Origin of the sequence: Brachybacterium sp. JB7 (assembly GCF_003335205.1) — a bacterium.
Taxonomy (GTDB): Bacteria; Actinomycetota; Actinomycetes; order Actinomycetales; family Dermabacteraceae; genus Brachybacterium; species Brachybacterium alimentarium.
Map to the genome: position 1 here is coordinate 176,131 of NZ_QPGN01000002.1, position 25,947 is coordinate 202,077.

25 protein-coding genes are annotated in these 25,947 nt (G+C 70.2%); 17 read left to right on the forward strand and 8 right to left on the reverse strand.

Translation table 11 applies throughout. From position 1 onward, the window contains the following. Positions 1-161: 161 nt before the first annotated feature. Positions 162-716, reverse strand: coding sequence for a hypothetical protein (locus tag CIK81_RS03170; protein WP_114304894.1), 555 nt, complete (start codon positions 714-716; stop codon positions 162-164). A gap of 137 nt (positions 717-853) precedes the next feature. Here CIK81_RS03170 and CIK81_RS03175 point away from each other — a divergent pair, with 137 nt between their 5' ends. Both CIK81_RS03175 and CIK81_RS03180 read left to right on the forward strand, forming a co-directional pair. After that, entirely contained in the window at positions 854-1,408 is a 555-nt protein-coding gene (locus CIK81_RS03175) for a GNAT family N-acetyltransferase (RefSeq protein ID WP_114304893.1), read from the forward strand. Between the two features lie 119 nt (positions 1,409-1,527). Continuing rightward, positions 1,528-2,361: an esterase family protein gene (locus CIK81_RS03180; protein ID WP_114304892.1), complete on the forward strand. Its 834-nt coding sequence runs from the start codon at positions 1,528-1,530 to the stop codon at positions 2,359-2,361. 330 nt (positions 2,362-2,691) lie between these two features. On the opposite strand, the gene CIK81_RS03185 is transcribed toward CIK81_RS03180, so the two are convergent. The 5 genes from CIK81_RS03185 to CIK81_RS03205 all read right to left on the reverse strand — a co-directional run bounded on the left by CIK81_RS03185 (position 2,692) and on the right by CIK81_RS03205 (position 6,829). Continuing rightward, positions 2,692-3,270 carry an ATP-binding protein gene (locus CIK81_RS03185; RefSeq protein WP_114304891.1) on the reverse strand — a complete coding sequence of 193 codons (579 nt, stop codon included), beginning with the start codon at positions 3,268-3,270 and terminating at the stop codon, positions 2,692-2,694. 449 nt (positions 3,271-3,719) lie between these two features. After that, positions 3,720-4,700: a class I SAM-dependent methyltransferase gene (locus tag CIK81_RS03190; protein ID WP_114304890.1), complete on the reverse strand. Its 981-nt coding sequence runs from the start codon at positions 4,698-4,700 to the stop codon at positions 3,720-3,722. After that, positions 4,697-5,719, reverse strand: coding sequence for an NAD(P)/FAD-dependent oxidoreductase (locus tag CIK81_RS03195; protein WP_114304889.1), 1,023 nt, complete (start codon positions 5,717-5,719; stop codon positions 4,697-4,699). The genes CIK81_RS03190 and CIK81_RS03195 overlap by 4 nt, the downstream gene beginning before the upstream one ends. Before the next feature lie 77 nt (positions 5,720-5,796). After that, complete coding sequence (locus CIK81_RS03200; protein ID WP_096164767.1) at positions 5,797-6,396, reverse strand: helix-turn-helix transcriptional regulator; 600 nt, start codon at positions 6,394-6,396, stop codon at positions 5,797-5,799. A gap of 73 nt (positions 6,397-6,469) precedes the next feature. Next, the gene (locus CIK81_RS03205) at positions 6,470-6,829 is read right to left on the reverse strand and encodes a helix-turn-helix transcriptional regulator (RefSeq protein WP_096197939.1); all 360 of its coding nucleotides are present in this window, start codon (positions 6,827-6,829) and stop codon (positions 6,470-6,472) included. 126 nt (positions 6,830-6,955) lie between these two features. Here CIK81_RS03205 and arsB point away from each other — a divergent pair, with 126 nt between their 5' ends. The 14 genes from arsB (at position 6,956) to CIK81_RS03280 (ending at position 20,644) form a co-directional block, all read left to right on the forward strand. Beyond that, positions 6,956-8,008, forward strand: a complete 1,053-nt coding sequence (arsB, locus tag CIK81_RS03210; protein WP_096197938.1) for an ACR3 family arsenite efflux transporter — start codon at positions 6,956-6,958, stop codon at positions 8,006-8,008. Between the two features lie 22 nt (positions 8,009-8,030). After that, positions 8,031-8,447 (forward strand): low molecular weight phosphatase family protein, encoded by a 417-nt coding sequence (locus CIK81_RS03215; protein WP_114304888.1) that lies wholly within the window; start codon positions 8,031-8,033, stop codon positions 8,445-8,447. Positions 8,448-8,625: 178 nt separating this feature from the next. Then, complete coding sequence (locus CIK81_RS03220) at positions 8,626-9,975, forward strand: lactate racemase domain-containing protein (RefSeq protein ID WP_096164759.1); 1,350 nt, start codon at positions 8,626-8,628, stop codon at positions 9,973-9,975. A 137-nt stretch (positions 9,976-10,112) separates the two neighbouring features. Further along, complete coding sequence (gene larE / locus CIK81_RS03225; protein WP_096197962.1) at positions 10,113-10,967, forward strand: ATP-dependent sacrificial sulfur transferase LarE; 855 nt, start codon at positions 10,113-10,115, stop codon at positions 10,965-10,967. Continuing rightward, positions 10,960-11,712: a nickel pincer cofactor biosynthesis protein LarB gene (gene larB / locus CIK81_RS03230; protein WP_114304887.1), complete on the forward strand. Its 753-nt coding sequence runs from the start codon at positions 10,960-10,962 to the stop codon at positions 11,710-11,712. Before larE ends, larB begins: the two co-directional genes overlap by 8 nt. 224 nt (positions 11,713-11,936) lie before the next feature. Next, positions 11,937-12,665 carry a TetR/AcrR family transcriptional regulator gene (locus CIK81_RS03240; RefSeq protein WP_241963911.1) on the forward strand — a complete coding sequence of 243 codons (729 nt, stop codon included), beginning with the start codon at positions 11,937-11,939 and terminating at the stop codon, positions 12,663-12,665. Further along, entirely contained in the window at positions 12,662-13,126 is a 465-nt protein-coding gene (locus CIK81_RS03245; RefSeq protein ID WP_114355370.1) for a multidrug efflux SMR transporter, read from the forward strand. Before CIK81_RS03240 ends, CIK81_RS03245 begins: the two co-directional genes overlap by 4 nt. After that, positions 13,123-13,443 (forward strand): multidrug efflux SMR transporter, encoded by a 321-nt coding sequence (locus tag CIK81_RS03250; RefSeq protein WP_114304885.1) that lies wholly within the window; start codon positions 13,123-13,125, stop codon positions 13,441-13,443. The genes CIK81_RS03245 and CIK81_RS03250 overlap by 4 nt, the downstream gene beginning before the upstream one ends. Before the next feature lie 85 nt (positions 13,444-13,528). Continuing rightward, positions 13,529-14,311: a thioredoxin domain-containing protein gene (locus CIK81_RS03255; protein WP_114304884.1), complete on the forward strand. Its 783-nt coding sequence runs from the start codon at positions 13,529-13,531 to the stop codon at positions 14,309-14,311. A 1-nt stretch (position 14,312) separates the two neighbouring features. Next, on the forward strand, positions 14,313-15,161 hold the full coding sequence (locus tag CIK81_RS03260) for a cytochrome c biogenesis CcdA family protein (RefSeq protein WP_114304883.1): 849 nt from the start codon (positions 14,313-14,315) through the stop codon (positions 15,159-15,161). Then, a complete protein-coding gene (locus CIK81_RS03265) occupies positions 15,158-16,495 on the forward strand; it encodes a hypothetical protein (RefSeq protein ID WP_114304882.1) in 1,338 nt (445 codons plus the stop codon). Before CIK81_RS03260 ends, CIK81_RS03265 begins: the two co-directional genes overlap by 4 nt. Before the next feature lie 260 nt (positions 16,496-16,755). After that, positions 16,756-17,757: a LacI family DNA-binding transcriptional regulator gene (locus tag CIK81_RS03270; protein ID WP_114304881.1), complete on the forward strand. Its 1,002-nt coding sequence runs from the start codon at positions 16,756-16,758 to the stop codon at positions 17,755-17,757. Positions 17,758-17,936: 179 nt separating this feature from the next. Continuing rightward, positions 17,937-19,376: a glucuronate isomerase gene (gene uxaC, locus CIK81_RS03275; protein ID WP_096164747.1), complete on the forward strand. Its 1,440-nt coding sequence runs from the start codon at positions 17,937-17,939 to the stop codon at positions 19,374-19,376. Further along, positions 19,373-20,644, forward strand: a complete 1,272-nt coding sequence (locus tag CIK81_RS03280) for a mannitol dehydrogenase family protein (RefSeq protein WP_114304880.1) — start codon at positions 19,373-19,375, stop codon at positions 20,642-20,644. Before uxaC ends, CIK81_RS03280 begins: the two co-directional genes overlap by 4 nt. Positions 20,645-21,120: 476 nt before the next feature. Here the strand turns inward: CIK81_RS03280 and CIK81_RS03285 are convergent, their stop codons facing one another. Beyond that, complete coding sequence (locus tag CIK81_RS03285; RefSeq protein ID WP_241963912.1) at positions 21,121-21,699, reverse strand: hypothetical protein; 579 nt, start codon at positions 21,697-21,699, stop codon at positions 21,121-21,123. Positions 21,700-22,554: 855 nt separating this feature from the next. Between CIK81_RS03285 and CIK81_RS03290 the strand changes: the two genes are divergently transcribed. Beyond that, positions 22,555-24,102, forward strand: a complete 1,548-nt coding sequence (locus CIK81_RS03290; RefSeq protein ID WP_114304879.1) for an MFS transporter — start codon at positions 22,555-22,557, stop codon at positions 24,100-24,102. Positions 24,103-24,136: 34 nt separating this feature from the next. On the opposite strand, the gene CIK81_RS03295 is transcribed toward CIK81_RS03290, so the two are convergent. After that, positions 24,137-25,624: a gluconokinase gene (locus CIK81_RS03295; RefSeq protein WP_096197009.1), complete on the reverse strand. Its 1,488-nt coding sequence runs from the start codon at positions 25,622-25,624 to the stop codon at positions 24,137-24,139. Between the last annotated feature and the right edge of the window lie 323 nt (positions 25,625-25,947).

Consider the following 25,947-nt stretch of genomic DNA (forward strand, 5'->3'; position numbering starts at 1 on the left):
CGTCGATGTCGTTTCCCGCGTGTTCGGAAGGCCTGATCGCGCAGTACCAGCCCGATCTGAACGAGCTGTGCGAAGACTGCCGATGAAGTCGAGATCCCGTATCGGTCAGGGCGCGACTGGCGGCGTGTGCTGACGCGCTCCTGCCCAGGGTCGGAGAGCGTTTACGGCGCCCGCCAGTCGATCACTTCGGCGGAGTGGAGCGGAACGGGACCCTTCGCGAGGATGTGCGGTGTCCCGTTGAACCAGGCCCCGCGCTTGCCCGCTCTCGCGAGCTGGTCGATCCACCGAGCATTTCGCGGCGTAGTCTCGTCCCGGGAGCGGTAGGCGGCGACGTCGAGGACCTCGATCTCCTGCGGATCGATCGGATCGCCCGTGCTGCTCAGATGCCGGTCGAAGACAACCGCGGGGCCGAGGTCGTCGACAGGGATCGCCCAGAACTCCTGCGCGGGCAGCTCCACCCCTGCGATGGCGCGCCACGCTTCCCGGATCGCGTGCGGCTGGATCGGGGACAGGAAGACCACCCCGGTCCACGTCGCCTCGAGAACCGGGATCCACGTCTCCCGGAGCCGTCGGCGTTCTGGCGTGTCGTCGTACTTGGCGATCGCGGCGGCGAAGGCACGAGGGTCCGTCCGCTCGAGCGCACTGAGAGGGTGCAGCTCGTCTGCGTCGGCGTTGTGCGTGGTGCGGGAATGGAACACGCAGCGCTCTGGGGTCATCACTCGATTCTGCCTCTTGAGGTGTCGCGTCTGCACCGTGCCGGAAAAGGTCTGACCCGTAGGAGATGAGCGCATACCCTCGTCGCATGCTCTTCGCGTGAGGTTCCGAGTCCATGACCCCGATCCGCAGGAGATCTATGTCCTTCACGATCCGCAGCTACGAGCCGACTGACGAAACCAGCTGGCTGCGATGTCGAGCCCTGTCCTTCCTGAGCACCTGCTACTACGACGATGTGTGGACGCAGCGCCCGGCGAGCCCCGCCGTGCAGCTCGTGGCGAGGTGCGGTGACACCGTCGTCGGCATCCTGGACGTCGAGATCGAGGATGATCTGGCAACGATCGACACCGTGGCAGTGCACCCGGACAACCAGGGCGAAGGAATCGCCGCAGCACTGCTCACGCACGCGCGGCGCGAGCTGCCCAGCACCGTGACCACCGTGGACGCGTGGACCCGCGAGGACGAGCCCGCACTGGGTTCGTACCACGCCCAGGGCTTCGTGGAATCGGAGCACTACCTCCACGTCTACAAGACCTGCGAGGACTCGGACGATGGCTGGACCAGCCCGGACCGGCTCTCTGCCCCGCTGGCGGCCTTCTGCCATGCGAGGCTTGAGGACGAGTCTGACCTCCGCGCTCGGTTCTCGCGGGTCTACGTGTGCAGGCGCTTCAGTCGGTCCGTCCCCTCGGAGTGACAGGGCGAGCCTGAGTGTCCGAGGTCGTCGGCCACGGCCTTTGTTCGTCGGACGCCGGTGCCCCCTCCCGTGCACAAAAATCGCTGGGCGCCTCCGTGCGCAGGGCCTAGGGTCTTTCCGTGACGCACTGTGAGCCCTACCGGCCCCTTCCTGATCCGGACGACGGTGTCCGCTACGAGTACGGCCCGTTCTCCGTGCCGCGGACCCGAGCACCAGGGGAGACCCGGTCCTTCGAGATCGTCGACCCCCGGGCCTACCCAGGAACGACCCGCCGTGTCTGGGTGCATACGCCCGGGGGCCACGACTCCACTGTTCCGGCGGCGGTGATGGTCTTCAACGACGGTTGGTGGTATCTCGATCCGGACGGGGACGTACGCGGCGGGACCGTGCTCGACAACCTGGCCGACAGCGGGGACGTGCCGCCTCTGGTGGGCGTCTTCGTCGACCCGGGTGTCTTCCCCGACGCGGAGAATCCGAAGAACCGCAACGTCGAGTACGACGCGGACGACGGCCGCTATGGCGATTTCCTCGCCACCGAGGTGCTCCCGCGGGTCGCGGAGATGCACTCACTGGCGGATGACCCGTCCGGGCGGGGCATCTGCGGAGGCAGCTCCGGCGGTGACGCCGCCTTCACCGCCGCTTGGCAGAGGCCGGACGTCTTCCGTAAGGTCATCACGTTCAATGCGAGCTTCGCCCAGATGCCCGACGGCAATCCCTACCCGCGGCAGCTCGCCCAGGGGGTCGATCGGCCGATTCGCGTCTTCCTCCACGCAGCACAGCGGGACCTCGGTTGGGGCCGGCGCGAGATGAACTGGTTCGCGGAGAACCTGGAGACGGCGGCGGCCTTGTCTCGTGCGGGGTACGACTCGCGCGTGGTGGTCGGCGACGGGGGGCATAGTCCCAACCACGGCGGTGTTCTCCTTCCCGACGCACTCCGCTGGCTCTGGCACTAGCAGCCCGAGCCGACCGGGTCGCCCAGGGCAACGTCCGTACTGTCGGGGCGGCATGGTGGCGAGCAGGTCGATCGTGGCGGCCGCGATGATGTCGCCCCGGAAGTTCTCGCCTCACCGGCCGAACGGCATGTGTGACGTGACCTGGTCGTAGCCGACGAGGTCCGGAGTCGGCACCCCAGCAGCCTGGACCAGCGGGATGACCTGTGACTCCTCTCAGCCACCGCAAGCACATCATCGTGGACGGCTTGGGGCAGGGGAGCGGGCATGGGCCCATCCTTGCGTGCGACAGCGCGGATGGCGAGCCGTGGCCAGGGCGCCCCCGCGCGCAGTTCATCGGATCGTCGCAGTCTGAGGGTCCGCCTGGACGGACAGGATTCGTGAACCCAGCGACTCCAGGTCGTTGCTGTACTCCAGGAGCGGCTCGTCGTCCTGCGGAGGTTCGAATCGGTCGATGAAGTCATCGAGTGCGCTCTCGGTCACCGTGAGGGAATTGGCGTCAGAGCGGTGATTGCGGAGCGTGAGCCGTGCCAAGAGCTCATCGCGTTCCACGGGCAGGTAGATCAGGACTGGTATTCCTCCGGAGCCGCGCGCGATGTCGCGCCATCGAGTCCGCTCGGCCCGCGTCCAGAGGCCGTAATCCAGCACGATGCTCATGCCGTCGTGCAGGAGAGTCGTGAATTCCCTGCGGACGGCGTCGACGACAGGTTGCTCTCGCTCGAAGTACGTGTCCTCCGGGTAGTCGATTCCGTAGCGTCCATGGAGACGGAACACTTCTTCGTCGACGGAAAGCCGCTGGAAACCCAGTTCGGTGAGAGCGGTGGCGACGGTTGTCTTCCCGGAGCCCGTGAGGCCGGCCAGGAGAACGGCGAGGGGTTGTGGAGCGCGTCGAATCGGATCGGCAGGGACCATCCTTGCAGTATTCAGCCCGGACCAGTCGTTGGCCAGCGCTATTGCCGACGCGGAGCCTCGCCGGGTCCCGATCCCGAGGTGACGTAGTGCGTACACAGTTTGATCTGCACCGACCGGGAGGCGCTGCAGCTGCGCTCAACCTCGCAGATCTGGGCCGGGGTGGGACACCTGCTTGTGCGGGCAGCATCGGCTGGCCAGCTGCCTGGTCTCGCCTTCAGGCGCGCTATCAGAGGTCACCCAGGCCTTCGGCGTGAGCCTCCGTCCGGGGAGATCTGGCAGTGCAGCCCGCTGCAGGATGACGGTCTGCCCGAGACCGCCGCTCTGAGCCGCCGTCCGATCTTCGATGACGACCAGTCGGAGCGGGTCCTTCCCTGGTGTGCCGCACAGTTCGCTGTCACCCGGCGGACTTCCTGGCGCGCCGCCCGGACGGTGCGGCGCAGGCGGACGATTCAGACGGTGCTGTCGAGGCCGTGCCGCCTGCTCCCGAGCACCCGTTCGCAGTTCGCCGCCTCCGCAGCGGGGGAGAACGGATCGTCAGCCTCGTCGGCGTCCGGTGTGTCAGGTCTGCGAGCGGCCCAGACGAGTCGCGTGGTGCGCAGGGTGAGGTCGGATCGGGACAGGATGCTGTGCGGGCTCGTGGTGTCCAGGAGCTCATCGAGAGCAGCGAGGTCCTCGGCGGGCAGGAGCTCCGCGCCCGCTCGGCGGAGTCCTGTGAGCGCGGCGAGGGCGTAGGGCCCGATCGCCTCGTTCTCGGTGCTGTCGATGGCGACGTCCAAAGCCAGGTGGGCAGCGACCTCCAAGCCGGCGGCAGTGAGCTTCGGCGCCCAGTCCGAGCCCCGATGAGGCATGCGGGCGGAGGTCGACGGCTCGAGGGCGGCGTGGCAGCGTTCCTCCAGGCCGGGACGGCCCTCAGGCGTGTCCGGCGAGAGGAATCTGGGGAGTCCGGAGAGTTCGAGGACGACGAACAGACCCTTGTCGCCGAGAGCGTCTCGGACGGTGCGAAGGGCGCGGTCCGGGTCGGCGAGGTGATGCATCGACGCCGAAGCCCAGACGAGATCGGGCCTGCCCAGATCGGGCCAGTCGGCCGCGTCGAGATCGACCTGCAGGGTCCGGATGCGGTCGTCGAGCCCGTCACGGCGTGCACGGTAGCGGAGGAACTCGAGGTGCTCCGCGGAGGAGTCGACGGCAGTCACGACGGCGTCGGGGAACGCGTGCAGCAGCGCGAAGGTGCCGGCACCGGTCCCGGCGCCGAGGTCGACGATCCGTGTCGGAGCGCTGTGCACAGGCATCCATTCGATCACCGCATCGACATGGTCGGCCATGACCTTCGCGTCCAGATCGAGCACCTGCGCCTGGATCGCATCGGCATGAGGGTGGGCCGTCGGGCCGTGCGCATGAGGTGAGTGCTGGTGGGGCGTGGTCGTCCTCATTGGGCGCTCGCCCCCGCGAGCACGAACTCGCCGACCATCGCGGAGGCCGCGGCAAGGCCGCTGGCTGCAGCGTTGACCACTTGGCCCATGGGCTCGCTGGCGTTTCCGGCGATCCGCACGCCCGGCACGTCAGTGGATCCGCTCGGCCCGGTCTCGATCTGCGTCGCCATGGTGTGGCCGTCCACGGCGAACTCCGTGGGCTGCAGTCCCAGGGGCGCGAGGAAGTCAGCGCGAGCATGCACGACGGGCGCCACGACCAGAGCGTCCAGCTCGATGCGCGTTCCGTCCTCGAGCACGACACCGCTGAGGTGATCGCTCTCGCTCAGCACCTCCGTGACGGTCCCTGAGGCGACGGCGATTCCCCGACGAGCGAGATCCTCGTGCTGTTCAGCGCTCGGCGCGGCGGTGTGCGCCAGCAGGGTCACGTGCGGGCTGAGCAGGCGGAACATCATGGCCTGGTGGGCTGCCATGGGGCTGGTGGCGAGCACGCCCACCCGCTGGTCCCGCACTTCGTAGCCGTGGCAGAAGCCGCAGTGGATCACGTCCTTGCCCCACCTCTCCGCCAGGCCCGGCAGCTGCGGAAGCTCATCCCAGCCACCGGTCGCCACGATCACGCGACCGGCAGTGAGCCGTTCGTCGGCCACGTCCAGGGTGAATGCGCCCAGCTCGCCGCGGACCGCGTCGACCGTCCCCCTCACGAACTCGCCTCCGAAGTCGTCCACCTCGTCCCGGCCGAGACGGTAGAGCTCCTCGGGTGAGACGCCATCGCGGCTCAGCAGGTTGTGGATGTGGCCGGCAGGTGCATTGCGCGGCGTGCCGTCGTCGATCACGACGACGGAGCGTCGGAAGCGCGAGAGGGCCACCGCGGCGCTCAGGCCCGCGGTGCCACCGCCGATCACTGCCACGTCATAGGTCGGGCCGTCGTCTGGTCGGACGGTTTCGGCGGGAGGGAGGGACGCGGTGGGGTCGCCGTGGCCCTCGGAGGCTGTCTGGTGGAGGTCAAAAGGTTCTGGGTGCATGCACCCAGAATGTCGAGACATCCCATAGCTCGCAACGACTCTTGCGGTAACCGCAAAAACTGGTGGACGGGGCGGATCTATGCCTCGGAGCGGGTAGACCGCCGGTGGGCCTGCTCGCCGTCCGCATCGAACATGGTCAGGATCTCGACCGTCCCCTCGAGGGTGCCGATGGAGTGCGGGGTCATCGTGCTGAACTCGGCGGCCTGGCCGGCTTCCACGGTGATCCGCCGCTCTCCCAGATGCAGCAGCGCGACGCCGGAGAGGACCATGAACCATTCCCGGCCAGGATGGACGGCCAGGCTGCCGGGCCCGTGCCGCCGCTGGCTGGTGATCCGCATCTTGGCGACCAGGGACCCGCCGTGCTGCGGGGAGTCCCGCGAGAGAGCCCACATGGTCAGGCCCGGTTCTTCGTGGGGAATCGGGCGGATGACCACGTCGTCGTCCTGATCCGAGGCGACCAGCTGATCGATCGTCGTCTCCAGCGCCCGGGCCAAGGGCGCCAGCTGCTCCAGACCGATGCTGCGATGGCCGGTCTCGATGCGGCTCAAGGTCGACGCGCTCAGCTGGCAGCGACCCGCGAGAGCCTCCAGGCTCCACCCGCGCGCCTGCCTCAGCCCCCGGATGCGCTGGCGCACCACCGTGGAGACCTCGGATCCGGAATCGGCTTCGTCACTCATGCCCGCACGACCTCTCCTCGAAGTGCTCCGAGTATCGCCCATCTCGTGAAGGCCCACGTCGCGACGCAGTCATTCAGGTGAGGTCGAGGAAGGCCTGCAGCTCGGCGAAGGCGGCGGGGATCACCGAGTAGTAGGCCCAGCGTCCACGTTGTTCTCGAGTCAGCAGTCCGGCGTCGACGAGCTTCTTCGTGTGGTGGCTGACGGTGGGCTGGCTGATGCCGAGCTCCTTCGTGAGATCGCAGGCGCAGACCGTCTCGCAGCCTTGGCTGGCGATGTGGGAGAGCAGCCGCAGGCGCGTGGGATCGGACAGGGCTTTGAGGAGTGCGGCGAGGCGCTCGGCGCTTGCGATCTCGAGGGGGCCGGTCGAGAGTGAGCAGCACCCCTGGCCGCCGGCTGCCGACGGGGCGTGGTTCGTTGCTGAACTCGCAGTCATGCCCTCACCTTACATTGACGAACATCAATGTGTCTGCGTACCGTTCGCATCGACAACCATCGATGCAAGGGAGTTCTGGACCTCGTGAGTACCAAGGCGGCTGCGGTGGAGCCTTCCGCTCCGGTGATGAGGGAGATGTCCTTCACGGACCGGTGGTTGGCGCTGTGGATCCTGCTCGCCATGGCCGTCGGACTGCTGCTGGGGCGGTTCGTTCCTGGCCTGAACGCTGCGCTGGAGTCGGTGAAGATCGGCGGGATCTCGGTGCCGATCGCGATCGGGCTGCTGGTGATGATGTATCCGGTGCTGGCGAAGGTCCGTTACGACGAGACCCGTCGGATCGGCGCGGACCGGCGTCTGCTGGTCACGTCGCTGGCGCTGAACTGGATCGTCGGCCCAGCACTGATGTTCTCCCTTGCCTGGCTCTTCCTGGCGGACCTGCCGGAATACCGCACGGGCTTGATCATCGTCGGGCTCGCGCGGTGCATCGCGATGGTGTTCGTCTGGAACGACCTGGCCTGTGGCGACCGTGAGGCGGCCGCTGTGCTCGTGGCGCTCAACTCCGTGTTCCAGGTCCTCGCATTCGGGGCGCTGGGCTGGTTCTACCTGCAAGTCCTGCCGTCCTGGCTGGGACTGCCGACCGCCTCAGCGGAGTTCTCGATCGGCACCATCGTGATCAGCGTGCTGGTGTTCCTGGGCATACCGCTCGTAGCCGGGTTCCTCACCCGCCTGATCGGTGAAAGGGTCAAGGGCCGCACCTGGTACGAGGGACGGTTCTTGCCCGAGGTCGGTCCGTGGGCCCTGTACGGGCTGCTGTTCACCATCGTGCTGCTGTTCGCGCTCCAGGGCGAAGCGATCACCACCAGCCCCCTGGACGTCGCGCGCATCGCACTGCCACTGCTGCTGTATTTCACTCTCATGTTCCTGGGCTCACTGTTCCTCGCGCGCGGGGTCGGGCTGAACTACGCGAAGTCGACCACCGTGGCCTTCACCGCCGCGGGCAACAACTTCGAGCTCGCCATCGCCGTCGCCATCGGCACGTTCGGCGTCACGTCCGGGCAGGCGCTGGCAGGAGTCGTCGGCCCCCTGATCGAAGTCCCGGTGCTCGTCGCTCTGGTCTATGTCTCTCTGTGGCTGGGGAAGCGGCTCTTCCCGAACGATGCCACCGTCCCGGCCCGCTGACCGCCTCACACAGGAGCTCCTGATGACCACCGACCCTCCGACAGTTCTGTTCATCTGCGTGAAGAACGGCGGAAAGTCGCAGATGGCGGCGGCCCTCATGCGCCATCACGCCGGCGAGGCCGTCGAGGTGCACTCGGCGGGAACTCTGCCCGGCACGAAGCTCAACGCGCAGTCGGCCGACGCCATCGCCGAAGCCGGTGCCGACATGTCCGGCGCGACCCCGAAGCCGGTCACCGCAGAACTGCTGCGCAGCGCTGATCGGGTGGTCGTCGTCGGCAGTGAAGCCGTCGTCGAACCTGTCGACGGGATGACGGCACCGATCCTCACCTGGCAGACCGACGAGCCTTCCGAACGCGGCATCGAAGGCATGGAGCGGATGCGTCTCGTGCGCGACGACATCGATGCCCGCGTCCGCGCACTGCTGTCCGAGCTCGCCTAGACCGCAGGCAGGGCGACCGTCGAGGAGTCCGCGCATGCTCGCCGGCCCGGTGGGAGTGCGACGCGGCACGCAGCGGCCGGAGGGTCTGCGATGACGGGGGCAGGCCCGGGACACCGCCCCGGTGGCAACAGCCAGCCCATCCTTGGCGTTCCCTGCTCAGGCGTCGCATCATGGAGCGATGAGCGAGCAGACTGCAACGGTGCCGACCATCCAGCCGATCCCCGAGGGTCTCGCGGAACGCGCCGCCCTGCTCGGAGGCCCGGAGGGCACGCTGACCGACGAACAGATCCGGGACTTCGTCGCCGAGCAGCTCGCGGGCACCGACTACGACGGCAAGAGCGTCTGCCTGATCATCCCCGACGGCACCCGCTCCGTGCCGCTGCCCAAGGTGCTGCCCGCCATCCATGACGCGCTCGCCGGCCGCGCCTCCTCGGTGACCGTGCTGATCGCGCTGGGCACCCATGCCGCGATGAGCGAGGAAGCGATCGACAAGCTCCTGGGCTCCACCGAGCGCGGAGCGAAGGCCGCCTATCCCGAATGGACCGTCGTCAACCACGCCTGGGACGACCCGGAGCAGATCGCCGACCTCGGCGAGATCTCCGCCGAGCGCATCGGCGAGCTCACTGGTGGCCTCCTCACCGACGTCCCCATGCGCGTGCAGATCAACAGACTGTGCGTCGAGAGCGACGTGAACCTCATCGTCGGCCCCGTGTTCCCGCACGAGGTCGTGGGCTTCTCCGGTGGCAACAAGTACTTCTTCCCCGGCTGCTCGGTGCACGACGTCATCGACATCTCCCACTGGGTGGGTGCGCTCATCACCGCCAGCCGCATCATCGGCGCTCTCGGCATCACCCCGGTGCGCCAGCTCGTCGACGCCGCGAGCGACCTCATCGATGCCGAGAAATACTGCCTCACCATGGACGTCAAGGAGGGCGGAGCGGACCTCGGCGCGATCGCCTACGGCGATCCCCAGGCCGCCTGGGCCGCCTGCGCGAAGATCTCCGCGCTCACGCACATCACGTACGTCGACAAGCCCTACCAGCGGATCGTCGCGCTGGTCCCGGAGATGTACGAGGACATCTGGACCGGCGCCAAGGGCTTCTACAAATCCGAGCCCGTGTGCGCAGACGGCGGCGAGGTCATCCTCTACGCCCCGCACATCACCGAGGTCGCCGCCATGCACCCGGGCCTGCGCGACATCGGCTATCACAACATCGAGTACTTCACGAAGCAGTGGGACCGGTTCAAGGACCACCCCTGGGGCGAGCTCGCCCATTCCACGCACGTCACCGGGTTGGGCACCTACGATCCCGCGACCGGCGAGGAGAAGCAGCGCGTCAAGCGCTCCTTCGCGACCTCCATCCCGCCCGAGGTGTGCGCCGAGTACAACGTGCCCTACATCGACCCCGCCTCCCTCGACCTCGAGGCGCTGCGGGCCGACCCCGACACCCTCGTCATCGACCACGCCGGCGAAGTGCTCTTCCGCCTGGCCACGGAACGTGACGGTGGAGAGGAGCAGGACCTGTGACCACCACCGACCGCCGCACCGGCCACCTCACCCTTGCGACCACCCCGTCGGCCCCGGACTCCCCACCGGCTGCCGACCCCTCCACGCGAACCGCATCGCTGTTCACCCCCGGGCGCCCCTCCTTCGAGGTCACCGAGATGACCGTCGCGGCGCTCGGCGGAGAGGAGCTCGCGCTCGCCGACGAGGTCTCCGCGCAGCTCGAGGGCGTCCAGCGCCTCGGCGTCGCCTACTCCGGCGGCGTCGACTCCGCGACCCTCCTGGCCCTGGCCGTCCGCGCGCTCGGCGCCGAGAACGTGGTGGCGCTGCTGGGCGTCTCCCCGTCCCTCGCCCGTCGGGAACGCCGCCTCGCCCACGAGGTCGCCGCCGTGATCGGCGCTGACGTGGTCGAGGTCCACACCCACGAGGGCGAGAACCCCGACTACCAGAAGAACGACGGCACTCGCTGCTTCCACTGCAAGAACGAGCTGTTCACCCGCATCGGGGATGACATCGTCGGCGCCCACCAGCTCGACGCCGTCGCCTACGGGGAGAACGCCGACGACGCCACCCGGCACGACCGTCCCGGCGCCGGCGCCGCCACCCGCCACCAGGTGCTGCGGCCCCTGTCGACCGTGGGCGTCACCAAGCAGCAGGTGCGCAGCATCGCCAGGGCCCTCTCGCTGCCCGTCGCCGACAAGCCCGCCGCGCCGTGCCTGGCCTCCCGGGTCCCCTTCGGGCAGAGCGTCACCCCCGAGAAGCTGCGCCAGATCGACGATCTCGAGGACGCCGTGTACGAGCAGGGCTTCAGCGACTGCCGGGTGCGCCATCACGGCGAGGTGGGGCGCATCGAACTGCCCACCGACGAGCTTGCACGCGCCATGGAGCCGCAGATCCGCGCCGCCCTCGTCGCCGCCGGCAAGGAGACGGGCTTCTCGCACGTCACCATCGACCTCGACGGCATCCGCTCGGGCCTGTTCTCCCTGCAGATCCTCAACTCCAGCAGCCGTGGCTGAGAGCGCTCCGGGACCGGACGGGCGTCCCGTTCCGGACGGTGGAGCGGCCGACGGGCAGATCGAGGGCGTCCTCGAGCTCGACCTGGACCGGACCCGTCGGCGCGGCGCCCCCGAGGCCGTGCTGTGCGACGCCAAGAGCGTGGACCAGGTGGCCTCGATCGCCGAGGAGTACGCCCGGCTGGCCGCAGCCGGGTGGGAGGACCTCGGGCCGGTGCTGTTCACGCGTGCCGATCCGGCCCGCGCCGAGGCGGTCCTCGCCGCCCTGCCGGGTGCCTTCCACGATGCGGACGCCCGCCTGCTCGCCTGGCCCGCCGAGGCCCCGGAGCCGACGGGAGGCCTGGTCATCGTGGCCTGCGCCGGGACCAGCGACCTGCCCGTGGCCCGCGAGGCCGAGCTGACCGCCCGCTACCTGGGCCGGCCCACGAGGCTCATCGCCGACATCGGCATCGCCGGTCTGCACCGCCTGCTCACCCGCCTTCCCGAGCTGCGCGAGGCGGCCTGCGTGGTGGTCGCCGCCGGCATGGACGGCGCACTGCCCACCGTGGTCGCCGGCCAGATCAGCGCGCCCGTGGTCGCCCTGCCCACGTCGGTGGGCTACGGCGTCGCGCACGGCGGCGTCACCGCGGCGCTCACCATGCTCTCGGCCTGCGCCCCCGGAATCGGCGTGGTCAACATCGACAACGGTTACGGCGCCGGTCACCTCGCCGCCCAGATCGCCCGCTGGGCCCCCGCCGCGGGGGAGTAGCGCTGCGGAGGCCGGGTCGGCGCCAGCGGGAGAGGGCCACGGCGGCCTGCAGATCTATGGATGGGCAGACCTCGCGACCTCACAGGGCCGTTGTCGGCCGATGGGCGGCGGAGTCGAGAAGACCGAGCTCCCTGACCGGCCCTGCTCCCAGGCCCTCGATGAGGGTGTGCAGATCGTCTCCGCGGCGTGCGCCGCTTACCTAGCCAACAGGTAAAGTAACACGCATGTCCCCTTCGTCCGACCCGATGGCCTCCGCGACGTCGGCCCGCCCCGCGCACCGACCTTCCGCCCGCGAAGCGATGCTCGACGCCGCCGAGGCGCATCTCGGGGCCGACGGCACGCTGAGCCTGGACTCCGCCGCCCGCGCGGCCGGCGTCACCAAGCCTGGGCTGATGTACCACTTCGCGACGAAGGAGCAGCTGCTCACAGCCATCCTCGACCGCCTCGCCGCCCGCTACGAGCAGGAGATGGCGGAGGCGGTGTCGACGCTGGTGAAGAGGGCGCCCGCTGGGCGCCCTCCGGCGGGGGCCGTGCTCGGCTCCATCGACCGTAGCCCGTCGGACGGTGCCCCCGAGGAGGGACGTCCTGCCGACGCCCAGGCCGGTGCTGGTGCCGGCACCCACGACGCCGTCTTCGCCGAGGCGACCGCGCCGCAGCGCTTCCTGGCCTACCTCGAGTGGGCCGGCCGGGCCTCGCTGAGCTCCGCCGACCTCGTGATCTTCGCGGATCCGAAGCTGCGGGTCGCGCTCACCCAGCGCTGGCAGGAGCAGGTGGATCGCTGGCTCGACGTTCCCGCGGGAACGTCCGTCGGCCTCCGGAGGCGCCTGCTCGCCGTGCGCCTCCTGGCCGACGGCCTCTGGTTCGACCGTGCCAGCGGCCTGCTCGAGACCTCCGCCGAGGAGGCCGTCACGCTGCGGAAGATCGCCGTGGACCTGCTGGGAGGCGACATATGAGTGCCTGGCTCCTGCTGATCGGCGCGATTCTCAGCGAGGTCACCGCGACCCTCTCGCTGCGCGGCGCCCTCGACCATTCCGCGCTCTACGTGGTGGTCGTCGCCGGCTACGCGCTCTCCTTCGGCTTCCTCGCGCTGGTGCTGCGCCGGGGGATGGGTCTGGGAGTCGCCTACGGCATCTGGGCCGCGTGCGGCGTGGTGCTCACGGCCATCCTCTCCGCACTGCTGTTCGGCGAGGCGTTCACCGTGCTGAAGGCCAGCGGCATCGTGCTGATCGCGGCCGGTGTGGCGGTGGTCGAGATCGGCTCCCACCGCGCCCGCGGAACCGTCGATGCTCGCTCCGACGGCTCCGACGGCTCCGACGGCTCCGACGGCTCCGACGGCTCCGTTGCCGCCGACGCTCCCCACGCCCCGGATGCCCTCGGCGCAGCGGCGCCCGCGCGACGGAGGGAGGACGCATGAGCTGGCTGCTGCTGAGCGGCGCGGTGGCGAGCGAAGTGGTCTCGACACTCGCGCTGAGGGTCGCCGCGGGCGGCCGACGATCCTGGTACGCCCTGGTCATCGTCGGATACGCCATCGCCTTCGCTCTGCTGTCCGGGTCGCTGCAGGCGGGCATGCCGCTCGGTGTGGCGTATGGGGTCTGGGCCGCGGCCGGGATCGTGCTGACCGCCCTGCTCTCCCGACTGCTGTTCCGGGAGGCCCTCACGCCGGTGATGATGGCCGGAATGGGACTGATCGTCGCCGGGGTGCTGCTCGTCGAGCTCGGAGGGGCCGGCTGAGGGCGGCAGTCCTGCGGGTCTGGCACAGTGGCGGGGGACCGGACCCCTCGCTCGTGGGGGCCCGGCGAGCAGGAGCGGAGGCGACATGACCGGAGCGAACTCGTCCGAGTCCGAACCCGGCACGGGTCGGCAGCTTCCCCCGCGCCGCCGGTTCCTGGTCCCCGCCGTGATCATCGTGGTCGTCGCGCTGCTCATCGCAGCCGTCCTCTGGCTCAGGCCAGGTGGCGAGCAGGCCGACGGCGACTCCGTCAGCACGGCCGGATCCTCCGTCGACGTCTCGGACCTTCCGCCTCCCTCCGAGGTCGCCGTGCCGGACCTCAGCGACGCGGAGTCACGGGACCCCGAGGACCTCCTCGCCGACGGACCGGTCGACGCACCCGTCGTGCTGGTCGTCTTCACCGACTACCAGTGCCCCTACTGCGCCCGCTGGACGCACGACACCCTGCCCGCCCTGCAGGACTACGTCGAGCGCGGAGAGCTGCGCATCGAATGGCGCGACGTGAACGTCTACGGCGAGGACTCCGTGCGCGCCGCCCGCGCGGCCCTCGCCGCGGCCATGCAGGGACGGCACGCCGACTATCAGCAGGCGCTCTTCGACGGGGGCGAGATCCGATCGTCCTCGCAGCTCAGCGACGAGGCGCTGATCGAGCTCGCCGACGACCTGGGGCTGGATCCCGTGCAGTTCGCGGAGGACATGCACTCCGAGCAGGTCGGGAGCACCATCGTCGACAACGCCGCCCGCGGCATCGAGCTGGGCGCCATGACGACCCCGTCGTTCGTCATCGGAGGCACTCCGAGCGTCGGCGCGCAGCCCACCGAGGTGTTCACCGACCAGATCGACGAGGCCCTCGAGGAGGCGGACGCCTGACATGGAGATCGGTCTGCTCTCGGCATTCCTCGGCGGGGCCCTCGCCCTGCTCAGCCCGTGCGGAGCCCTCCTGCTGCCCGGGTTCTTCGCCTCGACGGTGACCACGCGCGCCGGGCTCCTCCTGCACGGAGCGGTGTTCTACCTGGGACTCGTGCTGACGCTCGTCCCGCTCGGCGTCGGCGCCGGAGCACTGGGCACCCTGTTCGTCGCGCACCGCTCGGCGCTCATCGCCGCGACGTCGCTGGTGCTGATCGTGCTCGGCGCGATGCATGCGCTCGGGTTCGGCATCGACCTCGCGCGGATCCTGCCGGGAGCGGACCGCGCGCAGCAGGCGTCCCTGCGCGGCGCCGGCCTGCCGCGCACCTTCCTGCTGGGCGCCGTCGGTGGAGTGGCCGGATTCTGTGCAGGACCGATCCTCGGAGCCGTGCTCACGCTGGCCATGGGGCAGGGGAGCATCCCCCTGGCGGCCGTGCTGCTGGCCGTCTACGGCGCGGGCATGGTCGTTCCCCTGATGGTGCTCGCGGCGCTCTGGGAGCGTGTGGGCCCCCGAGCCCGTTGGGTGCTGCGAGGTCGATCGTTCACCGTGCTGGGCCGCACCCTGCACACCACCACCGTTCTCACCGGCGCGGTGATCATCGCCGTCGGGATCCTGTTCTGGGCGACGAACGGACTGGTCACTATGCCCTCTCTGATCCCGACGGCCGTCCTGGCCCGGTGGCAGGAGAGCACTGCGGCGCTGTCCGGCACGGGCCTTCAGATCATCGTGATCCTCGCGCTCGGTGCCCTCGCCCTGGCGCTGTGGTGGCGGGCCGACCGCCGTCGCCGCACGCAGGCAGGGGGCCGACGATGAGGCGCCGCGGCCTCCTCCTGGCCCTTCCGCTGGGTGCGGTCGCTCTCGGCTCGTGCGACCCGAATGCCCCGGCCCCTCCGGAGGACCCGCCGGGCTCCGGCGCGGGCACGGAGTCCGATGGTCGCCCGGACATCGCCGTGGATCCGGAGCCGACCCTCATCGGGGAGTTCGCCGACCCCGTCGACCCCACCACGGTGCGCCTCCCGCTCGAGATGGGCGTGATGATCGTGGTGGACCCCGGGTGGACGGCGATGCCCCAGGTGCTGGACGGGATCTTCCTCGGCTACGAAGAGGTCGGGGACGATGCAGGCGGCGCTGACGGCGCTGACGGTGAGGACGGCGCTGACGGCGAGGATCGGCTCCGCTTCACCGCGCTCGACCAGGACGGCACCGCCCTGTGGTCCGCGCAGCGGCCGCTCAGCTGCACCGGCTTCGCCCTGTCCCGGGATGCCGACGGTCGGGCCGTCGCCGTCCTCACGGACCGGGCGGCCGATGGGGGCGCGGACCCGATGACGACCGCGACCGGCTACGACCTGCGCACCGCCGAGACGCTCTGGGGCCCGGTGGCGGTGCCGGGACCGCTGGTCGCCCCGGGCCTGATCTTCTCCGCGGCCCCGGAGAGCGACGACGGTGCGCGCATCGCGTTGTCCGCCGGTACGGGGGAGGTGCTCCTGACGGACGACGCGCTCGACGAGGGCCGCCTGCTCGCCGAGCACAGCGGCCTCGTGCTCCATACCGAAGGAGCCGAGCTGGTGGCGCGTGACAGCGGGGACGGGGCCGACGGGGCGGACGGGGCGGACGGGGCGGACGGAACCGACGGCTCCGATCGCTGGCGGCTCGATCTCCCCGAGGGGGTGGACGCCTCGACCGTGCGGGTCGCCGGGCCGGTCGACGATTCCAGGCAGCGGGCGGTGCTCGTCGACGGTGCGCACTCCGGAGTCCTCGTGGACCTCGCCGAGGGTCGCCTCCTCGCCGAGGACGTCTCCGCCGCGGCCTACGACCACGGCCTGGACGTCACGGTCGTGGCCTCCGGGCGACTGGTCCGCGGTCTCGAGGGGGACGGCACCGAGGCCTGGCGGCACGAGGATCCCGAGGAGCTCGTGTTCCTCACTGCGGGGGAGCGGCTCGCCTATGCGCAGCGTCCCGAGGAGGGCACGCTGGTCGTGCTGGACACCTCGAAGGGAGAGATGGTCCAGCCCTACGACGCCGACCTCACCGGACTGCTCGCCGTGCCCGAGCTCTTCACCGAGGACGCCGCGACCTCCGTGCACGTCGAGGACACCCGGTATCTCGTGACGACGCGGCTCGACGAGGAGTACGGCATGCGCGGCTGACCGTGTTCGTGCCCGTGCCCGTGCCCGTGCTCATGCCTCGCGGATCTCGCATCGCGCTTTTCGCCCGGCGCCTCGCGTCTCGTGCTCGCACGCTGCGCACCCCACCGCACCCCCGTGGAGTTGCCGCTGGTTGCCCGTGACCCCGGGGTAGGATCATCGCGCACACAGCGGGTGCGAAGACCGCGTCGGCTCCTGGCCGATGCGGGTGGAGCCCCTCATCCGACAGGCATCGCCGAGCAGGCGAGGAGGGAGCCGGCCAGGTGGCGGACAAGCGCGTGACCATCTATGACGTCGGGAAGACGGCAGGGGTGGCCCCGTCGACCGTGTCCCGTGCCTTCTCCCGCCCGGGCCGCGTCAGCGCCTCCACCCACGCGAAGGTGATGGCAGCCGCGAAGGAGCTCGGGTATCGCACCGCCGCCCCGGATTCCCAGGAGCGCGGCGAGCGCCATCACCGCCTGGGCATCGAGATCGCCGACCTCACGAACCCCTACTTCGCCGAGCTCGTCTCCGGCATGCAGGAATCCGCGCAGGAGCAGGCCTTCCTGCTTCTGCTGCTGGACACCGTCGAGGACGAGGTGCGCGAGCGCTCGAGCCTCGAGAGCGCGATCCACGTCGTGGACGGCCTCGTGCTGTCGGGGACTCGGCTGTCGGACGCAACCCTGAACCACCTCACCAAGCGGATCCCGCTGGTGGTCCTGAATCGGCGCGTGGCCGGTCTGGATTCGGTGACCCCCGATTACGAGCACGGGATGCAGCAGGCCATGGCGCATCTCGCCGAGAACGGCATCCAGACCGTCACCTATGTCGCCGGTCCCGTGAACTCGTGGTCCGACGGGGAACGCTGGCGCGCCGCGCGCGCTGCGGCCCGCATCCACGGCCTCGCGATCCAGCGCCACGGACCCTTCGCCCCCACCACCGCCGGCGGGGAGCAGGCCTTCGAGGAGCTGCGCGACTCCCTGCCCCACGCCGTGGTCTGCTACAACGACCTGGTCGCGTTCGGTTTCCTGGTCTCCGCCCTGCGCGCCGGCGTGCGGGTGCCCTCCGAACTCTCCGTCATGGGGCACGACGACATCCCGCTGTCGCGGTTCATCGGCTCGGGCCTGACCACCGTGGTGACCCCGAAGCGTGCCCAGGGCCGCGCCGCCGTGGAGCGCCTGGTGCGCCGCATCGAGAACCCGTCGGCCCATCGCACCCCGGTCGAGGGCTCCCTCCCGGTGCGGCTGGTGCCGCGCGGCACCACCGGGCCGCGCAGGAAGAGCTGAGCACGCGCCACGCCTCCGACGCGGAGGCCCTGATGCGGAGCCACTGACGCGGACGCTCTGAGAGGCACGCTCTGACGCGGGGCCTCTGACCTGCTGGATCAGTCGCTCGCGAGTCGATTCTGTCGGCAACCAGTGACAACAGGGCGGCGGCCCGCGCCCCCTCGCGCCATCATGGGGGCATGAGCAACGACGCCTATGTGCCGCACCCTGATCGCCTCCTGCCCTCCGACCCCGCCGTGCGGGACATCGCGCGTGGACTCTATGCCGAGATGAAGGATCAGCCGATCGTCTCGCCGCACGGCCACGTCGATCCCCGCCTGCTGCTCGACGACGAGCCGTTCCGCGACCCCACCTCGCTGTTCATCACGCCCGACCATTACGTGAACCGCCTGCTGCACGCCCGCGGCGTCGACCTCGCCGACCTCGGCGTGGGCCGCGGCCCGCTGGACGAGCAGGACTCCCGCAAGGCCTGGGGCCTGCTCGCCGAGCACTGGCACGCCTTCGCCGGCACGCCCTCGCGCTACTGGATGGAGCACGAGTTCTCCGAGGTCTTCGGCCTGACCACGGTGCTGAACCCCCGCACGGCCGACGCGATGTACGACGAGCTCGCCGATAAGCTCACCCGGCCCGAGTTCCGGCCGCGTGCGCTCTTCGACCAGTTCAAGATCCAGGTCATGGCCACCACCGACGACCCGACCGACGACCTGGCCCCGCACGACGCCCTCGCGGCCGACGCCGCCTTCACCGGCCGGGTCATCCCCACCTTCCGTCCGGACAAGTACCTCGAGGCCGGGCGCTCGGACTTCCCTGGCCTCAGCGACGCCCTGGGCGAGGCCGCCGGGGTCGACGTCAGCACCTATGACGGTTACCACGAGGCGATGCGCGCCCGCCGCCTCTACTTCCGCGATCACGGCGCCGTCTCCTCGGATCACGCCCACATGGATCCGGGCACCGCGCGCCTCCCTCTCGAGGACGCCCGTCGGCTCTACTCGCAGGCCCGCGGCGGCACGATCGGTGAGGCCGACGCCGTCGCCCTGCGCCGTCACCTGCTCGGCGACCAGGCCCGCCTGGCCGCTGAGGACGGCCTGGTCATGACGCTCCACCCCGCCGTGTACCGCAACCACAGCGAGAAGATGTTCCAGAAGTTCGGGCCCGACGTCGGCTTCGACATCCCCGTCGCCGTGGACTTCGTCCACCACGTGGCGCCCATGCTCAACGACGTCGGCCACGACCCGAACTTCCGCACCGTGCTGTTCACGATCGACGAGACCGTGTTCTCCCGCGAGATCGCCCCCCTGGCCGGCGTGTACCCCTCGGTGTACGCCGGTGCACCGTGGTGGTTCATCGATGCGCCCGATGCGATCCTGCGGTACCGCCGCGCCGTGTCCGAGACCATCGGCTACAGCCGCACCAGCGGGTTCATCGACGACACCCGGGCGTTCTGCTCGATCCCCGCCCGCCATGACATGTCCCGTCGCCTCGACGCGACGCACCTCGCGGGACTGGTCGCCGAGCACCGGATGCGTCACGAAGATGCCCTGGAGCTCGTCGCCACCCTGCCCGATCAGCAGCCGCGCGAGGTCTTCCGCCTCGGCGCCGCAGGAGAGAAGAACTCATGAGCGCTCCCAGCCCCTCCGACGAAGGCCGCCTGGTCCACCTCGGCATCGGCAACTTCGCCCGCGCCCACACCCTGGTCGCCACGCAGCGCGCCGGCGGCTGGTCGGTGAGCGCCTTCACCGGTCGCACCGCCGCGATGGCCGACGCGCTGAACGCGCAGAGGGGCCAGTACGGCCTGATCGTGCGCGGCGCCGAGGACGACGAGGTCAGCATCGTCGACGTGATCGACGAGGTGTTCCCGGCCGACGACGTCGACGCCCTGGTGCGTCTGGTCGCCGACCCCTTCACCGCCGTGGTCACCCTGACCATCACCGAGAAGGGCTACGCGGCCGGCAACGACCCCGCGACCTCCGCCCCGGCCCGCCTGGCGCTGGGCCTGAAGGCCCGCCGCGAGGCCGGGGTCACCGAGCCCATCGCCCTGGTCTCCTGCGACAACCTCACCGGCAACGGAGAGGTGCTGCGCGAGGCCGTGCTCGCCGCGGCGGACGAGGACACCCGCACCTGGTTCGAGGACCACGTCGACGTGGTCTCCTCGATGGTCGACCGGATCACGCCATCGGCCGACGAGGGTGCAGCCGATCTCGTGCAGGAGCGCACGGGCCTCGCCGACACGGTCCCGGTCGTCACCGAGCCCTTCACCGAGTGGGTCGTGGAGGACAGCTTCCGCGGCCGCCGCCCCGAGTGGGAGAAGGCCGGCGTGCAGTTCACCGACGATCTCGAGATCCACGAGCTGCGCAAGCTGCGCCTGCTCAACGGGGCCCACACCCTCATGGCCTATGCCGGCCAGGTCGCCGGCGTCGAGCGGGTCGACGAGGCGATCGGCCACCGCGAGGTGCGCGCCCTGGTCGAGCAGCTGTGGTCCGAGGCCCGGGCCACGCTCGACCTGCCCGCCGCCGACCTCGACGCCTACACGGACGCGCTCGAGGCACGGTTCCGCAACCCGCGCCTCGCGGACAACCTGATCCGCATCGCGGCCGACGGCTCCGTGAAGCTCCCCGTGCGCGCCCTGCCGGTGATCGCCGAGCTCGGCGGCCCGGAGAAGGCCCCCGGAGAGGTCGCCGCCGTCGCCGCCTGGACCGCCTGGGTCACCGACCGCGTGCGCGCCGGCGCCGAGGTCAAGGACCCCAGGGCCGACGAGATCGCGACCGCCGCCGCGATCGAGGACCCGACCGAGCGGGTCACCGCTCTGCTGGCCCTGCTCGACGTGCCCGCCGGAGACCCCCTGGTCGCAGCCGTCGTCGCCGAGGAGCTCCGCCTGCCCCGGCCGTGACTCCGGCGGGGGCTCCGGCGGTGGCCCCGTCCGTGACTCCGTGACTCCGGCGGTGACCAGCCACGAAGCCAGTGCGGGGCAACGACCCTTCGCCCCGTCCATCACGGGGCTGCTCTGGGCCTACCCAGGCCTACCCAGCAGTTATGTGCACCTCTCTTCCAACCATGGCAGAGAGGTGCACATAACTGGTGAGTAGCCCGGCGCATGCAGGCAGCCCGGCAGTGACTGGTCCCCGGCACTGCGTGGTAGCCCGGCGGTGACCGGTCCCCGGCACTGAGTGGCGCCCGCCACTGCGGGGTAGCCCGGCACTGACTGGCGCCCGCCACTGCGGGGTAGCCCGGCACTGACTGGCGCCCGCCACTGCGGGGTAGCCCGGCGGTGTCTGGCGTCCGGAACTGGGAGGTAGCCCGCCAGCGACTCGTGCCAGCACTGATTGGTAGCGCGGGCGCGGGCCGGTCCCTGGGGGCTTCCCGGCGTCAGGTTCTCGGAGCACCGAGGTGCGCGATTCGGCCCAAGAACATCCCGGGGCTCTCCAGATCGGCGTCCGCGAGCCGCACGACGTTCCACGACAGCTCGTGCAGCACGTCGTCCTTACGTCGATCACGGCGGTGACGTCTTCTGTCGGTGCTGTGCCAGAATCCGTCGTACTCGATCGCCAGCCTCTGTTCGGGATAGGAGAGGTCCAGCCGGAAGGTCTCACCAGTGCCCGGTGCACGGACGGTCAGGTTCACGACCGGCTCCGCGAAGCCAGCCTCTCGGAGGAGCAGCCGTGTCTCGGTCTCCTTGGGCGACTCGACCCTCTCTCGGGAATCCCTCACCGCAGCTCGCACGTCGTTGATCCGATAGCCCGCCGTGGCCTCGTGCACCAGCTGCCGGAGGTCGGCGAGCGAGAGTCGTGGCCTCACGCGAGACGCAGGGCCGACGAGATGATCGCAGCAAGCGACGAGCTGCGTATGGTCGAGCATCCCGGCGAGCTCGCGGAGCATGGTCACCGGCGCGCTCAGACGCACGCCCCGTATGCGTGAGGCCGGATGATCGTCCGCGGTCGTATGCATGATCGCTCCGTGGCCCGAGCGGCGCCTGCGGACGGTGGGGACCGAGCAGTGCACAGTTCGAGACGTGGCGTATTCCAGGTGCCGGGGAAGGGGCAGTCCGAGCATCTCCGCTGCGGAGGCGTGACTGATCACCGCACCGGGGACGGCCTTCTGCTGCAGGGTTCTCGCCGCAAGCTCGAGAGAGGCTGGGGCGGCTGATGGGGTGAAGAAGCCGGGAACAGCTTCATGGAACTCACGTGAGGCGAGCCGCCGCGGATGGACGCCCCAGGCCAAGAGCTCGGCGCGGCTGTACAGACTACGAGGGTTGGGGGACCAGCGGGGTGTCATGACCTTGGATGCTAGGGAGCGCCGCGAGAGCAGCAAGCTCGGAGGCCCGCCTTGTGGATGATGAGCCCCTGTGGAGGGGCCTGTGCTCCGTGCATGCCACGTGGTGCTCGTGCATTCGCAACGTGGTGCCCGTGCTCTTGCTCCTGCCCGTACCCGTGCCCGCAGGGCTACCGGTGAGTTATGTGCGCGCTGGTTCCATGGGTGGAAGCCAGATGCTCATAACCGGGGAGTAGCGATTTTGGGCAGGAGCAGAGCCAGTGTGCACTGCGTGCGGGCCAGCGAGAGGGCGTGCTTGCGGGCTCCACAGCGCCGCTCACCGCGACCGCTCGGTCAGCGCGCTGTGAATGCTCCCGATCACCGCTCTGATCGGCGGCATTGCTCCGGGCCTGGTCATTCGCACGGTGGGGCGGACGGCTGCCGTGCTGGTCCGGCCCCGCCGTCGGGCATAACCTCGCGGCACGGCCACCGGAGCGGGGCACGCGCCGGGGCGCAGTCGGCGGGCGATGGCCCGCGGTCGAGGAGGAGGGCATGATGGCGCGCACCGAGCTGAAGACCGTCACGACAGACATACCGGCACGCTTGGACCGCCTGCCCTGGTCGCGATGGCACTGGAAGATCCTCATCGGGCTCGGGACCGTCTGGATCCTCGACGGCCTCGAGGTCACGATCGTCGGCAATGTGACCACCCGGCTGTCCGAGTCCGGCAGCGGTATCGACATCACCGATGCCCAGGCCTCCGGCACCGGCGCCGCGATGTACGTGCTGGGCGCCTGTCTGGGTGCCCTCTTCTTCGGCTATCTGACCGACCGCCTGGGCCGCAAGAAGCTGTTCATGGTCACCCTGATCCTCTACCTCGCGGCGACCGCCGGAACGGGCCTGGCCACGGAGGCCTGGATGTTCTTCATCCTGCGCTTCCTCACCGGTGCCGGCATCGGCGGCGAGTACGCGGCGATCAACTCCGCCGTCGACGAGCTGATCCCCGCCAGCCATCGCGGCCGGGTGGACATCATCATCAACGGCTCGTTCTGGCTCGGCGCGGTGGGCGGTTCGATGCTCTCCATCGTCGCCCTGGACACCTCGATCTTCCCCATCGACATCGGTTGGCGCCTCACCTTCGCCCTGGGCCTCGTGCTGGGCCTGGCGATCCTGCTGGTGCGCCGCACGGTGCCGGAGAGTCCACGATGGCTGGTGATCCACGGGCGCGAGGAAGAAGCTGAGCGTCTCGTCTCCGGCATCGAGGGCGAGGTACGCGCCGCCACCGACCGGGAGTTCCCGGAGCCGAGCGGCTCCATGAAGATCCGTCAGCGGCACTCGATCGGCTTCGGCGAGATCGCCTCGACGATGTTCCGCACGTACCCGAAGCGCTCCGTGCTCGGCTTCTCCCTGTTCATCGGCCAGGCGTTCCTGTACAACTCGATCACCTTCGGCTACGCGACGATCCTCTCGACCTTCTACGACGTCCCCTCCGGCAGCACCGGCTACTACTACGCGGTGATCGCGGCCGGGAACTTCCTGGGCGCGCTGCTGCTGTCGCGGCTCTTCGACACCTGGGGCCGGCGCCAGATGATCGCGAGCACCTATCTGCTCTCGGGTGCACTCCTGCTGGCCACCGCGTGGATGTTCAACGCGGGGATGCTCACCGCAGTGACGCTCACCGCCTGCTGGTGCGTTGCCCTGTTCTTCGCCTCCGCGGGCGCCAGCTCGGCCTATCTCACCGTCTCCGAGGTGTTCCCGATGGAGACCCGCGCACTGGCCATCGCCTTCTTCTACGCGATCGGCACCGCGGCCGGCGGCATCAGCGGCCCGCTGCTGTTCTCGAAGATGGTGGAGACCGGCGAACCGATCGACACCGCGATCGCCTTCGGGATCGGTGCGAGCCTGATGGTGGCCGCAGGCATCGTGGCCGTCTTCCTCGGCGTCGCCGCCGAGGGCAAGGGGCTCGAGGCGATCGCCCGACCGCTCACGCAGCAGGACGACGAGGAGGACGCGGACGAGAGCACGGCCGACGAGAGCAGGGCGACGAGCGCACGGCCGACGAGCGCAGGGGGTAGGGCGCGGCCCGCGTCCCGCGGATAACTGCCCCACCGCAGCGGTCGGCTGCGGCGCGTCGTTAGGCGAGGTCGGCGAGCTTCTCGAAGCGCTCGAGACGCTCGCGGTAGTACTCGGTGTGCTCGGCGACCGGCTCGACCCGGTTCAGCACCGGCACCTCGGCGACCTTCGTGTCGGGGGAGGCCTGCTCGAGGGCCATCACGGCGGAGCCGCGCATGGTCGAGCGGGACACCGCGACGTGGTCGATCGGCGCACCGATGGCATCGGAGAGCAGGTGCAGCCAGGCAGGGATCGCCTCGGTCATGCCGCCGGAGAGCACGATCCGCTCGGGCTCCCCGCCGGCCTCGCGCATCTGCTCGGCGATGCGCAGGAACGACAGCGCCACGCCCTCCATCGCACCGCGCAGCATGTCCTCGGCCGTGGTGGAGGCGCCGACGTTCGCGAACAGGGCCCGCGAGGAACCGCGCCACTTGGTACCGCGCTCACCGGAGAAGAACGGGATGACCAGCGGAGTCCCGGCCGACGGCGGTGTCGAGAAGAGGGTCGTGGTGTCCGTCTCGGAGATGTCCTCGGGGATGCCGAGCTGGAAGCGGGCCCAGTCGAGCACGCGCCCGCAGTCGCTCATCGCGGAGCCCACGAGAGTGCGTCGCTGATCCACGCGATAGGCCCACAGGCCGCTGGGGAGTGAGGCGATCTCGGTGTCCAGGAGCTGACGGATCGCGCCGGAGGTCGCGGTCGAGATGCCCCAGGTGCCGCTGCCGAGCGCGCCGATGCCCATGTTCGCGGCCAGGCCGTCCCCGATCACCGGGAGCCAGACGGCGTCCTTCAGCTGCGGGAACTCGGAGGCCAGGGGGGTGCCGGCCACGGGAAGGGCGTCGGACGGATCCAGCGCCGTGCCCATCGCCGAGGGGTCCACGCCCACAGCCTCGAGCAGCTCGGGGACATACTGCCCGGTGCGGCGATCGATCATGCCCGACCAGGCGGCGGACGCGGTGCCCAGCGCGCTCGTGCCCAGCAGCTTCAGCGCCGCGTACTCGCCCAGCGCCATGAAGCGCTCGGTGCGGGCGAAGACGTCCGGATGCGCCTGGCGCAGCCAGGCCAGCCGGGGCGCGGTGTACGAGGAGTGCATCCGTGCACCGGTGCGCTCGTGGAGGTCATCGACGTCGAGCGATCGCGCGAGCACGTCGACCTGCGCCGAGCAGCGGGTGTCCGCGTAGGTGATGCAGGGGGTCAGCGCATTGCCGGAGGCGTCGACCGCGATCAACGAGGAGGCGAAGGTGTCGAAGCCGATCGCGCGCACGGTGCCCGGCAGGTCGCCCCCGAGGACCGCCGCGAGGGAGTCGCGGATCTCGCGCACGACGACGTCGGCATCGATAGTGCTGGTGCCGTCGGCGCCGACGGTGAACTCGTGCGGCTCCTTGTGCGTGAGCTTGCCGACCTCGCGGCCGCTGACGTCGTACACCGCGGCGCGCGTGCCGCCGGAGCCGATGTCGATCCCGACGACCAGCGGGCCGTGGGCGTCGTCGGCGGAAATGTTGAAGCGAGGCATGGCTGTCTCCTGCGGATCGGATGTGTTGCCTGCGCTCCCTCGGGCACCGATGCGTGAGCGCGTGGCGTCGGACCAGCATACGAGCGGTCCGTCCCACCGTCCGGACTGCGCCACGGGTTGCCACCGGTGCGACGCGTCCACTCCGGTGCGTGTCCGGTGAATCTCACGCTCGTCACGCACAGTATTCGGTGCTCGGTGCTCGGTGCTCGGTGCTCGGTGCTGGGTGCTGGGTGCTGGGTGCTGGGTGCTGGGTGCTGGGTGCTGGGTGCTGGGTGCTGGGTGGCGGGTGCATGGTGCAGGCCGGCCCGAGCGGAGCCTCCGTG